The sequence below is a fragment of the Psychrobacter sp. DAB_AL62B genome, from assembly GCF_028895345.1.
In the GTDB taxonomy this organism is placed as follows: domain Bacteria; phylum Pseudomonadota; class Gammaproteobacteria; order Pseudomonadales; family Moraxellaceae; genus Psychrobacter.
In genome coordinates, this window is the sequence record NZ_SAXC01000001.1 from 224241 (window position 1) to 238424 (window position 14184).

Annotated in this window: 12 protein-coding genes and 2 pseudogenes; 11 read left to right on the forward strand and 3 right to left on the reverse strand. The window is 37.3% G+C overall.

All coding sequences use genetic code 11. The features are described from left to right. The first annotated feature begins 115 nt into the window (after window positions 1–115). A complete protein-coding gene (locus EPB74_RS00890; protein WP_274902255.1) occupies window positions 116–1045 on the forward strand; it encodes a branched-chain amino acid transaminase in 930 nt (309 codons plus the stop codon). A 220-nt stretch (window positions 1046–1265) separates the two neighbouring features. On the opposite strand, the gene EPB74_RS00895 is transcribed toward EPB74_RS00890, so the two are convergent. The 3 genes and pseudogenes from EPB74_RS00895 to EPB74_RS00905 all read right to left on the reverse strand — a co-directional run. Then, a complete protein-coding gene (locus EPB74_RS00895; protein WP_274902256.1) occupies window positions 1266–2075 on the reverse strand; it encodes a ChbG/HpnK family deacetylase in 810 nt (269 codons plus the stop codon). Next, window positions 2072–2728: a GtrA family protein gene (locus EPB74_RS00900; RefSeq protein WP_079691920.1), complete on the reverse strand. Its 657-nt coding sequence runs from the start codon at window positions 2726–2728 to the stop codon at window positions 2072–2074. The genes EPB74_RS00895 and EPB74_RS00900 overlap by 4 nt, the downstream gene beginning before the upstream one ends. A 194-nt stretch (window positions 2729–2922) precedes the next feature. Further along, a pseudogene (locus EPB74_RS00905) lies at window positions 2923–3717 on the reverse strand (glycosyltransferase family 39 protein); the annotation flags it as partial. A 413-nt stretch (window positions 3718–4130) separates the two neighbouring features. On the opposite strand from EPB74_RS00905, the gene rfbB reads away from it, so the two are divergent. The 10 genes and pseudogenes from rfbB to EPB74_RS00955 all read left to right on the forward strand — a co-directional run bounded on the left by rfbB (window position 4131) and on the right by EPB74_RS00955 (window position 14157). Continuing rightward, window positions 4131–5189: a dTDP-glucose 4,6-dehydratase gene (gene rfbB, locus EPB74_RS00910; RefSeq protein WP_274902257.1), complete on the forward strand. Its 1059-nt coding sequence runs from the start codon at window positions 4131–4133 to the stop codon at window positions 5187–5189. Continuing rightward, a complete protein-coding gene (rfbA, locus tag EPB74_RS00915; RefSeq protein WP_274902258.1) occupies window positions 5189–6061 on the forward strand; it encodes a glucose-1-phosphate thymidylyltransferase RfbA in 873 nt (290 codons plus the stop codon). Before rfbB ends, rfbA begins: the two co-directional genes overlap by 1 nt. 2 nt (window positions 6062–6063) lie before the next feature. Further along, window positions 6064–6918, forward strand: a complete 855-nt coding sequence (locus tag EPB74_RS00920) for a WxcM-like domain-containing protein (protein ID WP_274902259.1) — start codon at window positions 6064–6066, stop codon at window positions 6916–6918. Next, on the forward strand, window positions 6919–8031 hold the full coding sequence (locus EPB74_RS00925; RefSeq protein WP_274902260.1) for a DegT/DnrJ/EryC1/StrS family aminotransferase: 1113 nt from the start codon (window positions 6919–6921) through the stop codon (window positions 8029–8031). It abuts the gene before it with no gap. A gap of 6 nt (window positions 8032–8037) precedes the next feature. After that, window positions 8038–9075, forward strand: coding sequence for a glycosyltransferase (locus EPB74_RS00930; RefSeq protein ID WP_274902261.1), 1038 nt, complete (start codon window positions 8038–8040; stop codon window positions 9073–9075). Then, window positions 9072–10148 carry a DegT/DnrJ/EryC1/StrS family aminotransferase gene (locus tag EPB74_RS00935; RefSeq protein WP_274902262.1) on the forward strand — a complete coding sequence of 359 codons (1077 nt, stop codon included), beginning with the start codon at window positions 9072–9074 and terminating at the stop codon, window positions 10146–10148. Before EPB74_RS00930 ends, EPB74_RS00935 begins: the two co-directional genes overlap by 4 nt. Further along, a complete protein-coding gene (locus EPB74_RS00940) occupies window positions 10145–10831 on the forward strand; it encodes a WbqC family protein (RefSeq protein WP_274902263.1) in 687 nt (228 codons plus the stop codon). The genes EPB74_RS00935 and EPB74_RS00940 overlap by 4 nt, the downstream gene beginning before the upstream one ends. 58 nt (window positions 10832–10889) lie before the next feature. Next, the gene (locus tag EPB74_RS00945; RefSeq protein WP_274902264.1) at window positions 10890–11828 is read left to right on the forward strand and encodes an NAD-dependent epimerase/dehydratase family protein; all 939 of its coding nucleotides are present in this window, start codon (window positions 10890–10892) and stop codon (window positions 11826–11828) included. 215 nt (window positions 11829–12043) lie between these two features. Further along, window positions 12044–13100, forward strand: a pseudogene (locus EPB74_RS00950) (IS3 family transposase). Between the two features lie 175 nt (window positions 13101–13275). Continuing rightward, window positions 13276–14157 carry a glycosyltransferase family 2 protein gene (locus EPB74_RS00955; protein ID WP_274902265.1) on the forward strand — a complete coding sequence of 294 codons (882 nt, stop codon included), beginning with the start codon at window positions 13276–13278 and terminating at the stop codon, window positions 14155–14157. Window positions 14158–14184 lie beyond the last annotated feature (27 nt).

Here is a 14184-nt window from a genome sequence, read left to right on the forward strand (position 1 = left end):
AAAAAATTTGCACCTGAAAAATAGACACCCAGTGTCAGCATGCAATTTTAATTAAAGTATCCACTTAACACTCAACAAAAAAGTTAGACGTCAGCGCTAGCATAAGGACTATTAGATGAATATGGCAACACAGGAAGGCAAGCTTTGGATGAATGGCACGATGATTGAACAGCCGGATGCTAAGGTTCATGTGCTTACACATAGCTTGCATTACGGTATGGCGGTTTTTGAAGGTGTACGTGCTTACCAAACGGCTGACAATCGTACGGCAATTTTTCGCCTAAAAGAACATACAGAGCGTCTGTTGGGTTCAGCAAAGATTTTTCAGATGGATGTGCCTTTTGATGCTGCAACGCTTGAGCAAGCGCACAAAGACGTGGTTAAGCAAAACAACTTCGCAGAAGCTTATATTCGTCCTCTTATTTGGGTAGGTGCAGAAAAACTGGGTCTGTCGTCACGCGACAATAGCATTAATGCCATGGTTGCGGCTTGGCATTGGGGCGCGTACCTTGGTGAAGAGGGTATCAAAAACGGCATTCGTGTCAAAACATCTTCCTTCACTCATCACATGACCAATGTGACCATGTGTAAAGCAAAGGCATCAAGCAATTATCCAGTGTCAATCATGGCTAATCAAGAAGTGACCCGTAATGGCTATGACGAAGCTATCTTGATGGACCCACAAGGCTATGTTTGCCAAGGTGCTGGTGAGAACCTGTTTTTAGTTAAAGATGGTGTACTGCATACACCAGATCTAGGTGGTGGGGCGCTTGATGGTATTACTCGTCGTACTATCATCCAATTCGCAGATGATTTGGGCATCAAAGTCGTTGAGCGTCGCATTACTCGTGATGAATTTTATTTGGCGGATGAAATATTTATGACCGGCACGGCTGCTGAAGTGACGCCTATTCGTGAATACGATGATCGTACTATCGGTAATGGTGGACGTGGACCTTTGACTGAAAAATTACAAACTTTGTACTTTGATGTGGTACATGGTCGCAATGAACAGTATATGGATTGGTTAAGCTTTATTGATTAATTTTTGAAACGTTAAAATTTATTTTATAAAAAAGCTAAGACTTTAAATAGTCTTAGCTTTTTTTCTATCTAAAATAAGAGTCGCTATCATTAAAAATTTATTTAGCTGCCATTATATCTGATCACCGCAATAATCTAACTTGATACTTATGCAATAAATATTCAAACTCAGTACTTATTAACCATTCATACTCAAGCTCTCGAGCTGCTTTGATTTCATCTTACCAGTCATTGCTACCATTGTCAGGTAAAGCAGGGTGACACATAATTAGAGTAGGCAATAAGTTGGCAGATGATATAGGTAGCGCCGTATCTAGAGTTAGCAGCCCTGATGATAAATCAGCACTAGGCGGCGCATTCTGTAACCATTGCTCCCACAAGGTAGCTAGTTGCTGACTATCAGCATCAAAACCATATACACCACCAAATCTATCATTGGTTGGAATACGATTATACTCACATGATTTGCGCCAAGCGTAACCGCCCAAGCCATATATTATCCAAGACTTTAGATCGTTAACTAATGGCGTCGTAACGCGTGCGCTAAGCATGCCTTTTGATATCTCAACACTATAGCGGGCGCTCAGCTCGTTGATTAAACATTGACGAATAACAGGAAATTGGTGAATATGCTGATGCCCGTCAATAAATACGGGCGCACGTCCAAAGCGATCTTCAAAAGCATCCAATTGTTGCTTAATCACCTTAGTTACTTGCATAGGGTTAAAACGGCGTAGGTAGCAGGCGATTATAATTGATTTTAATGAACCACGTAGAGCAGAGGGGAATATTCCTGTAAAATCCAAATGCAAGCCGACATCGACATTGAGTTTTTTTAATTGATTTATATCGCTATCCGTAATTGTGCCGCCTACCATATAACTACTGGCACCAATGCGCCCAAGCTCAGCAAGGTGGATGACCGCATCATTTACCGCCCCAGACAGCCCTAGGTCATCAACATTAATAATAACGGCACGTGCCTCATTAGACAGCTGAGAAGCTGAGTTTTGAGAGTTAGGATTACTCATGATTTAAATGCCCAGAACTTACCTAATGCAAAGGTCATAATTGTAACGACGCCAGTCACGATTAACCAAATCAAAATATAGTATCGTTCACCGAACCAACTTAGACCTAAAACAAATAAAGCTTGGTTGGCTATGAAACCTGCTGCTGAGCTGCTAAACCATTTTACTAATGCAGATAAGTATTTATTGCTATTTTTCTTACCATTATGGTGTTGGGGGTTCTCAGTTGAGTGATCTGCTTGCTTGAAAGTGAGATAGAAGTGTCCAAAAAAACTTACTACAAAAGCGATTAAGAAAGCACCCACGTTTGCCCACGCTGGTGTGATTGTTGTGAAATTGACGATGCTCACGAGTACTAAGAAATGTACCAGAGCCGCAATCGCAAGCTCTGTATTTAATAGGCGAGTAGTCATCAAATCTGTAACCACATCAACGGAGTGAGCGCAGCTGCCATCATCGACAATAATAATCTCACAATTTGCTATTGTTGTTTCACTATTTTGTTCTGTCGACGATGTATCTATTACAGGAGCGCGTAGTGTCTTCGTAAATGCAAAGACTTCTGGTAAAAAAGCCTGTAAAGCACCAGCATCATTATACGCGGGTATGATAATAGATAAATAAGGGCGAGATTGTGACAGATGATGTGACATAAAAAATCCAATTATTTTATTCAATATAAATGATCGTTAAATAGCCATTTATAGACAATGCATTATTTGGAATGCTGGAAGCAGCGGCTTGGAACATAAGCCATCCAGTTTATTAATAATGGCTTCTCTACCTTGTCGTCACGCCAATCAACCTGCCATTGACCTTGTTAAGTAAAGGCAGCACGATATTTTCTTCACCCTCTTGCCATATCACTAACGTACCATTCTCTTGAAGACGCCCGATAGTCATCCAGGGCGAATGACTTGCAGTTCCTGATATGAAAGCCGCTATTCATCGCTACCAAAGACCCAAGCCAGCGATCGCGCGATAACGACTTTTGTGATTGGTATGCTATTAAACGTTTACGATTGAATATAAACATCACTATTAATAGTATATGAGCGACAAGCTGGGCGATAATAAACCCTATCCAACTAAAGTGGCGTTTGATGCTATACACGCCATCATCAAACTCATGTGAGCGCCCATTTGCATAACTGAGCGGTAGCCAATCATGCGTTATTAACCAATATAAATGTGGTACAAAGATTGCGAGCATCACAAAAGCCACTATCCACGGTTTTGGCTGTTTTAAAAGTGGCCATTGTCTTGGGAGTGCTAAATATAACGCCATTGGTATCAGTAAGAATATCACCGTGTACTTAGTCAGCATACCAAGTCCACTGAGCACACCGAGCAAGACCCAATCTCTTAAACGGTTTTTAGTCAGTGATTGATAAAACGCTAAATATAATCCTGCCCAGATAGGAAGCTGAGCAATATTATGATTAAATTCAAGACTAGGATAGGTGTAGTAAAGAATCGTAAGAGTCAGCACACTGCCGAGTAAGGCAGTTTCTTGTGACCAAACCTTTTTACCCAATTGATAAACCAAAAATAACGTGAGTAGCACATGCAATTGGCTAAGCAAGTAAGAGCCTACATGTCCAAATAGCTGGTAAAAGCTGTATAATATCCATGACGATAGTGGGGGGTGTTTATAATACCCCCATTGCCATTCGCTGCCTCAACTGATACCTTCACTCACATCCAAAGGTACGCTACTAGAAATAAATGCAGGCAATATACTCCAAGCTATAAAATACAAGCATAGAAATACAAAAAATGGTCGCCATTTTTTTATAATATTTTGTGGTTTAATAGACGCAGGTATGGATAAGCTCTTAAATATATTAGGGTTATTATATTATAAGGTTGTTTATATATCATTCCTATTAAATGATTCATGCGCATTGTAGATAATTATAGGTATAATTGCGAAAATATATGCGTAATATTATTATTAATTTGAAAAGTAAAAATTAGATGTGTAGTAAAAAGTTAACATGCATGTATTAATGTTGATATAACAATATAGTTCAATCTGGTATAGGTTTTTTTATGAAAATAGTAGTTACTGGCGGCGCAGGTTTTATTGGTTCTGCTGTTATTCGCCATATTATCCATCATACTGATCACGAAGTATTAAATATTGATAAGTTAACCTATGCTGGTAATTTAGAATCACTCAAAGAAATTGATCAAAGTCCGAGATATGAGTTTCAACAGATTGATATATGTGACAAAGAGGCGTTAGAGCAAGCATTTGATAGTTTTCAGCCTAATCTTGTCATGCATTTAGCAGCAGAGTCACATGTGGATCGTTCCATCGATGGACCTGCAGAATTTATTAATACCAATATCGTCGGCACTTACCATTTATTAGAGATAGCTCGTCAATATTGGCAGTCTCTTGATGATATAGACAGACCTAAATTTAAATTTCATCATATCTCTACTGATGAGGTTTACGGCGATCTAGAAGGAACGACTGATTTATTTACTGAAACTACCCCTTATGCGCCAAGCTCACCTTATTCAGCTTCTAAGGCTAGCTCAGACCATCTAGTGCGAGCTTGGCATCGTACCTATGGCCTCCCTATCTTAGTCACCAACTGCTCTAATAATTATGGTCCTTACCATTTTCCTGAAAAGCTTATTCCGCTAGTCATCTTAAATGCATTGGATGGCAAAGCGTTGCCTATTTACGGCAAAGGCAATCAAATACGCGATTGGTTGTATGTCGAAGATCATGCGCGTGCTCTATATAAAGTGGTCACTGAAGGAGAAGTTGGTGAAACTTATAATATCGGTGGACATAACGAGAAGCAAAATATTGAAGTAGTCAAAACAATCTGCCAAATATTGGATGAATTGCAACCTCGCGCCGATGGTATTCAATACGAATCGTTAATTACGTTTGTAAAAGATCGTCCAGGGCATGATTTGCGCTATGCAATCGATGCTAGCAAAATTGCCAATGAATTAAATTGGACACCGACAGAGACGTTTGATAGTGGTATCAGAAAAACAGTGGAATGGTATTTGAATAATATGGAATGGTGTAGTCGCGTCCAAGATGGCAGCTACCAACGTGAAAGACTAGGAGCAGGTGAGTAATGACGACAAAAGGTATTATTTTAGCAGGTGGTTCAGGTACGCGTCTTTATCCCATCACTAAAGGCGTCTCTAAGCAGCTGCTACCTATCTACGATAAACCGATGATTTATTATCCGTTATCTGTATTGATGCTTGCAGGTATCCGTGAAGTGCTTATCATTAGTACTCCTGATGATATTGATGGTTTTAAACGCTTACTTGGTGACGGTAGTGAGCTTGGTATCAATATCAGTTATGCCGTTCAGCCTAGTCCAGATGGGTTGGCTCAAGCATTTATTATTGGTGAAGCATTCATTGGTGATAGTAACGTCTGCTTGGTGCTCGGTGATAATATTTTTTATGGTCAAGGATTTACGCCATTACTCCGTCAAGCGGTCAATCGCCAAAAAGGCGCAACCGTCTTTGGTTATCAAGTGAAAGATCCAGAGCGTTTCGGCGTGGTGGCATTTGATGAAAATAAGCGCGCTATTTCAATAGAAGAGAAACCTAATAAACCTAAATCTCATTATGCGGTAACCGGTCTATATTTTTATGATAACGATGTTATAGAGATCGCCAAACAGGTTAAACCTTCTGAGCGCGGAGAGCTAGAGATTACCACTATAAATCAACAATATCTTGAGCGTGGTGACTTAAAAGTTGAGTTACTTGGTCGGGGCTTTGCTTGGTTAGATACTGGTACCCATGAAAGTCTATTAGAGGCTGGCATGTTTGTAGAAACAATTGAAAAGCGTCAGGGTTTTAAAATTGCTTGTTTAGAAGAAATTGCTTTTAATCATGGTTGGTTATTAGCAGAAGACTTGCAGCGTATCGGTCAACAGCTCAGCAAAAACAGCTATGGTCAGTATCTATTATCTTTAGTGGATGGATAATAATGAGTTTAATAAAATGGACCCACTTCCCACCGTTAGGCGATGATCGCGGCTCATTAGTCGCTTTAGAAGCAGAAAAAACAGTGCCTTTTTTAATTAAGCGAGTGTACTACATTTTCGGTACGCAGCAAGGTGTAGCGCGTGGCTTTCATGCGCATCGCAATCTTAAGCAAGTGGCTGTCTGTGTCACCGGTAAGTGCCGTATGGTTCTTAATGATGGCAAAACTCGTGAAGAAGCTTGGTTAGATTCGCCCACTAAAGGTTTATTGATTGATGGCTTAGTATGGCGAGAAATGCATGATTTTAGTGACGATTGTGTGCTCTTAGTACTGGCCAGTGAGCATTATGATGAAGATGACTATATTCGTAACTATGATGAGTTTATGAATGAAGTTAATAAGCCTTTTATCCACCCATTATCTGATGTTATGTCAACCACGATAGGCCAAAAAACTAGAGTCTGGCAATATAGCGTGATTCTTCCAAAAGCTGTGATTGGAGAAAGTTGCAACATTTGCGCACATACCTTGATTGAAAACGATGTTGTAATCGGAAATAACGTGACAGTTAAATCAGGCGTCTATGTATGGGATGGCATTACTTTAAAAGATAATGTATTTATCGGTCCTTGTGTCACTTTTACGAATGATAAGAAACCTCGCTCAAAGCAATACCCAGATGAGTTTCCAAAAACTGTTGTAGAAGAAGGAGCAAGTATTGGAGCCAATGCTACTCTTTTACCCGGTATTACGATTGGAAAAAATGCATTAGTGGGTGCTGGAGCAGTGGTCACTAAAAATGTTCCAGAAAACGCAATTATGGTAGGCAACCCTGCCGTTATTAAAGGGTATGTATAAATGATCCCATTTCTTGATCTAAAAGCAATTAATGCCCAATATCGTGATGAGCTTGTAGATGCTTGTACTCGTGTTATTGACTCAGGTTGGTATATCGGCGGCAATGAGCTTGAAAAATTTGAGCAGAAATTTGCTAGTTACTGTGGAACAGAGTTTGCCATAGGTGTTGCTAACGGTTTGGATGCGCTTATTCTTACCCTTCGTGCTTGGAAAGAGCTCGGTAAGCTCAAAGATGGTGATGAAGTGATCGTGCCTTCCAACACCTATATTGCCAGTATATTGGCTATAACGGCCAATAGTCTGACCCCTGTTTTAGTTGAGCCTTCTCTAGAGAGTTTCAATATTGATCCCAATAATATTGAGTTGGCTATTACAGATAAAACAAAAGTAATATTACCGGTTCATTTATATGGGCGCTTGGCTGATATGCCAGCTATTATGGATATTGCTAAGCGTCATAATTTGTTAGTGCTAGAGGATTCTGCCCAAGCACATGGCGCCTCTATTGATGGTAAGAGAGCAGGTAGCTGGGGTGATGCCTCAGGTTTTAGTTTTTATCCCGGTAAGAATCTTGGTGCATTAGGTGATGCTGGCGCAATTACTACGAGTAATGAAGAATTGGCTAATACATTGCGTGCATTACGTAATTATGGCTCACATGAAAAATATAAAAACTTATTTCAAGGCGTTAATAGTCGTTTGGATGAAATCCAAGCAGCGATGCTCAGTGTAAAGCTAGGCCATCTAGATACAGAAATTGCTCATCGCCGTAAAGTTGCCACAGCATATATTGAAAGTATTGATAATCCAGCGATTATATTACCTGCTCAACAACATAATGCTCACGTTTGGCATGTTTTTGTGATTCGCTGTGAACAACGAGATGCGCTACAGAAGTATTTAGCAGAACAAGGTATTCAAACTTTAATTCACTATCCAATACCTCCACATCAGCAACAGGCCTATAATGATTGGAATACTTATAGTTACCCAGTATCTGAAATGATTCATAAACAAGTATTGAGTTTACCAATTGGGCCTACGATCCCAGAACAAGAAGTGATTAAAATAATTGAAGTAATAAATAGTTTTTCTAATGTTGTTGAAGGGTAGTTTTTGATGAATCATAGTTCAAAAGTTAAGGATTCACTAGGGTTTATAACTCCTCCAAGAACTCAGCGAACAGAAGCTGAAATAATGGCTTCTTGGGATAATAAAAATGAAATAATGGTAAGTATCCATTGCATGGCTTTCAATCATGAAGAGTTCATTGAGGATGCTATAAACGGTTTTTTAATACAAGACACTAATTTTGCTTTTGAAGTATTAATAAATGATGATGCATCCACTGATAATACGGCTGAGATAATAAAAACATATGTAGAGAAATATCCAAATATAATCATTCCGATTTATCAAAAAGAGAATACTTATAGCAAAGGCTACAGAACTTCTCTTTTTAATTATTTACGGGTGAAGGGAAAGTATACTGCTTTATGTGAAGGAGACGACTTTTGGTTCGATAAAGACAAGCTTCAAATTCAAGTGGATTTTTTAGAAAAAAACCCGAAGGTTGTAATGTGTGGTCATGATGTCACTCGAATTGCACCAAATACTGAAGTGACTTTAGAGTCGGAGCTAAAGCTATCTAAAAATAAGATGTATTCACAGAATAGGATTTCATTAGGGCTTAACTTACCTTCAAAGTCTGCCATGTGGCGCTCAGATTTACCTTGTTTAGGTCCAAAAATGCCTATGGGCGATACTTTTTTGTTTAGTTATTATGGTAACTTTGGTAAGGCTTATAACTTTAAGAAAGCAATGGCTGCTTATAGGATACATGAAGGTGGTATTTGGTCAGGCTTAACGAGAGAAAAGCAAATTGTAGATTCCTATAGTATTTATCAGAGTTTAGCTCATTATTCACTACCTAAATACCAATCCATAGCCAATCTCAGGTTTCTTTTGTTTCTGTTAGAGTATAAAAAAATATTGAGTATTAGTGATTCTGAAATAAGAACTATAGTAGTAATTATAATTAAATCTTTTAATATGGGAAGTTTTATCTATGTATCAAACTTTACTATAGGTAGAATGATGCGAAGCATCAAAAGAAAAATACGTGCAATTCCTAAAATTCTTGGAAAGAATATATGATCCCTGTTACTAAAGCCTATCTCCCTAATAAAAAAAAGTATCAGTCTTATGTTGATCGTATTTTTCAAAGTGGCTGGCTAACCAATAATGGTAGCTTACTTAAAGAATTAGAGCAGCGGCTCGCAGAGTATCTAGGTGTTAAAAATATAATTTTAGTAGCGAACGGTTCGCTAGCATTACAATTGGCTTATAAAGCTTTAGAATTAAAAGGTGAGGTCATTACGACACCTTTTAGCTTCGCTGCTACGACTAGCACGCTAGTATGGGAAGGCTTGACTCCCATCTTTGCTGATATAAATCCAGACAGCTTTAATATTAATCCAACATCTATAGAAGAATGTATTACCTCTAAAACCAGTGCTATTGTACCTGTACATGTTTTTGGCAACCCCTGCGATGTTGAGGCTATTCAAGCCATTGCTAATCAACACAAGCTTAAAGTTGTTTATGATGCGGCACATGCTTTTGGTTCTGATTATAAAACTCAAAGCGTATTAAACTATGGTGATATCAGTACTTTGAGTTTTCATGCTACTAAACTGTTTCATACCATTGAAGGTGGAGCAGTCATTACCAATGATGATGAGTTAGCTAAAAAAATACGATTATTGATTAACTTTGGTATCACTAGCCCATCAACTATTGAAACAGTTGGCACCAACGCGAAGATGAATGAGTTTGAGGCAGCGATGGGGCTGTGTGTATTAGATGAAATAGAAGGAATCAGAAAGCAACGTGGCATTATTTGGGAAACTTATAAACAAAATCTATGTGGCATGTTTGAGTTTCAACAATGGAATGAGCATAGCAAAAACAATCATGCTTACGCACCAATATTGCTTAACAGTGAAGAGCAATTGCTTAGAGTTGAAAGTAGGCTTAAATACCACGATATATTACCAAGGCGTTACTTTTATCCAAGCTTAGACACGTTAGATTATCTCGAAAGTAAACAGGTTTGTCAGCATTCACGAGATATTGCAAGCCGAGTGCTTTGCTTGCCACTCTATCCAAACCTAAATAGTACCGACCAAAATCTAGTTTTAGATATAATATCAAGGGAGGGTTTATGATTTTAGCCGTAATGCAGCCCTATCTTTTCCCATATATAGGCTATTATCAACTAGTTTATGCATCCAGCATATTTATTTTTTATGATGACGTCAACTTCATTAAACAGAGTTATATAAATAGAAATAATATATTAGCAAACGGTAAAGCTCTACGTTTTACATTACCCGTTTTAGGTGCGTCTTCTAATGTACCAATTGAAAGTTTAGAGTATTCAGATGGTAAGAAAATACTAAGAACTATAGCGCAAGCCTATAGTAAATCACCATATTTCTATGATGTTTTTTCTATGATTGAGTCTGTTTTTAGTCAAGAAAATAGAAGTGTTACACATATAAATAGAATGAGCATCCAAGTGGTATTCGAATATTTAAATATTGATAAAAAACTACTTACTGCCAGTCAAATCAATTATGATAGAACCCAAGAAAGAGCCGATAGGCTATTAGAGCTATCTAAGATGCATAGTTGTGATCAATATATTAATTCCCAAGGGGGCAAGAAGCTTTATCAAAAAGGATATTTTGAAGAGCAGGGAGTGGAGCTAAATTTTATAGAAACTGAAATTCAACCGTATAGTCAAAATTCAGATGAATTTATTCCTTATTTATCAATGATTGATATTCTAATGAATTGTAGTAAAGATGATATTGTTGAAATGTTGAGTAGCTATAAGCTCAGTTAATAAAAGTATACTTAGTAACTTTTTTATAGGTATGAATATTCAAAGGTGTAGTCTAGTTATGAAAAATATTTTAGTGATAGGTGCATCAGGTAGTTTGGGTAAAGGTGTCGTTGAGGAGCTAAAAGATAGGTATAGTATTACAGGTACATATACAACTCGACCATTCAAAATAGATAATATTGTTAGTAAAAAACTTGATATTACAAAGCGTAAAGACTTTGATGTTTTAGAGAGTGACTATGATGCAGTGTTTTTAGTTGCTGGTGCTATGCCTGCAATGATGGAAGGTTACACTCCTCAAAGCTATATTGATGTGAATATTACTGGTGTTATGAATGTATTGGAGTACTGTCGAACTAAAAAAATCCCAAAATTAATTTATATTCAAACTTTTTCTGATGTTTCAGCTTCGTTTTATACAGGCATACCGATACAAGATGATAGTCCAAGAACTCTTACCTTAACTGGTGATCACGCCATTTATGCAATATCTAAAGTTGCTGCATGTGATCTAATTGAACATTATCACCAAGAGTATGGGTTACAAACTATTATTTTCAGAATACCTACAGTATATTGCAATGATAATAATCATAAATACTTTGTTGATGGTGAGCTTAAAACTAAAGCCTACATAAAGATGATTGAATCTATTATGAATGATCGTAAGGTTGAAGTATGGGGAAATCCCAAAAACTCAAAAGATATGCCATACATTAAAGATTTTGCTGTATTAATTCATAAGGCTTTGGAGAATGATATAGCACAAGGTGTCTTTAATGCTGGTACAGGTAACCCCGTTTCGTTAGAAGAGCTAGTTGATACAATGATAGAAGTTTTTTCAGAAGGGGAAGCTATAGATAAAAAATATTTACCTGATAAACCATCGCAACCAAACTTTACTTTCGATATGCAAAAAACAAAAGAGGCTTTTGATTATAGTCCAAGTTTTGGAATAAAAAAAATGCTAATTGATATTAAGAATACTTTACTTTAATAATTTTTTAAAAATAATGAAGAGTTGCTATATTAGTATATAAATTTTATTTATATACTAATATAGCAAAAGATGTGTAATTGAAATCAAAATTAATATCTAATTGAGCTGGTAAACCCCCCCCTTCTAAAAACAAGAACTTTTGAAAGTAGAGGTTAACTGCTAAACTATCAGCAGGAGATTACTATGAAAAGACACGCTTTAGCGACAACCAAATCGTCAACATCTTAAAACAAGCCGAACAGGGTGTGCCTATTGATGAGCTTTGCCGTGAGCATAATGTCGGCTAAAGCACCTTTTATAACTAGCGGTCTAAATATGGCGGCATGGATGCTGCGCTTATCAGTCGTTTAAAAGAGCTTGAAGTTGAGAATGCTCGATTAAAGAAGATGTATACTGATGAATATCTTAAATCAGATATCCTACAGGATACCATGTCAAAAAGTGGTAGCGACTCAAAGGCGCAAAGCGCTTGCTTGTCACTACATTGATGATCGTGGCATAAACATCCGTAAGGCTTGCCTGATCTTTAACATAAGCGTGACCTGCTACTACCACAGGGCAGTCACCTCTGATGAGAATAGTCAAATAGCTGACTTGCCTATAGAGTTGACTACTCAGAATAAGAATTGAGGCTCTGGCTTATGCTTCTTAAGCTTACGCAATGTGCTAGGACTACCGTACGACCATAAACGTGTGTATCGCCTCTACTGTGAACTTGAACTGAATCTTAGAATCAAACCTAAACGTCGCATTAAGCGTGCTAAACCACTGCCACTTACTGTCCCTGTAGAACCGAATCAAAGCTGGAGCATGGACTTCATGCATGATGCTTTAGCCGATGGCAGGGCATTTAGACTGTTCAACGTGATTGATGACTATAACCGTGAAACCTTAACCGTTGAGATCGACTTCTCATTACCCACTCAAAGAGTCATACGCAGTTTAAATCGGTTGATTGAATGTCGAGGCAAACCTGCCTAATTAAGATGTGATAATGGCCCTGAATACATCAGTAACGCGCTTAAAGATTGGGCATTAGATCAAGGCATTGTGATCAGTTATATTGAACCTGGTAATCCACAACAAAACGCTTATGTTGAACGGTATAACAGAACGATGAGGTATAATTGGCTGAATCAAGAATTGTTTACTAGTTTAGATCAAGTCCGTCAGCAAGCAGAAGACTGGTTATACTATGATAATTATGAGCTTCCTAATATGGGCAATGGCGGCTTTACGCCGATACAGAAACTAAACCACGCAGCTTAATTCTATTTGATAAGTGTCTTATGCTTGGGATTATTACCAGCTCATAGAATATTATATTAACTTTTATAATAAAAATAATTTCGTTGTTCTATTTACTATATAGAATTTAAAAAAGTTGTAAAGTACACGATATTTTATATAACCTTAAGCCTCCCTTAAAGCAAAAATTAATCTTATGAGAAATAATAAACCTTTAGTGTCAATAGTAATCCCTTGTTATAACCATGAGAGTTTTGTGCAAGCTTCTATCCAAAGTGTCATAGACCAAACATATAAAAATATAGAGTTAATTATTATAGATGATGGTTCGAAAGATGGATCGATTGCAAAGATTAAGGAGATGACGGCATTATGTGAGCAGCGTTTTGTTAATTTTGAGTTCAGATTTAGACCAAATAAAGGTTTAAGTGCAACTTTGAATGAAGCTATAGAGTGGTGTCAGGGAGAGTACTATTCGGGTATCGCCTCAGACGATGTGATACTTAGTCATAAGCTAAAAACGCAAGTTGAGTTTCTGAATGAGCATCAAGATGTTTTAGCCGTGTTTGGCGGAGTTCAGCATATTGATGAGAATGACAAAATAATAGCAACCAGCTTAAGCAAACCAAGGTACTATGATTTTGAAAGAATAATAATGCACAAGTTTGACCTGCCTGCAGTGACACAACTGATTAGACTACAAGCATTAAAAGAAACAGGTGGCTATGATTCCAGCATCATTTTAGAAGATTGGTACATGTGGTTAAAACTAACAAAGCATGGCAGGATTTATTATATGAGTGAAATATTTGCTTTTTATAGACAACATGATAACAACCTGTCAAAAGATTCAGAAAAAATGGAACAGGGTAGATTGGATGTATTAAGTTTTTTTAAGGATTCAGAATATTATAATAAAGCACTCGTCAATATAAAGTGGTTTAATACTAAAAAACAGTATGAAGAAAGCAATGATAAAATAAAATATTCACTAAGACTGTTTTCTATTAAGCCATTTAAAACTGCGAATTATTTTTTCAAAAAAATTATAAAGATAATAAAACTGTCTTTAAGGTAAGTAATATTTTATATCTATTTGAATTTG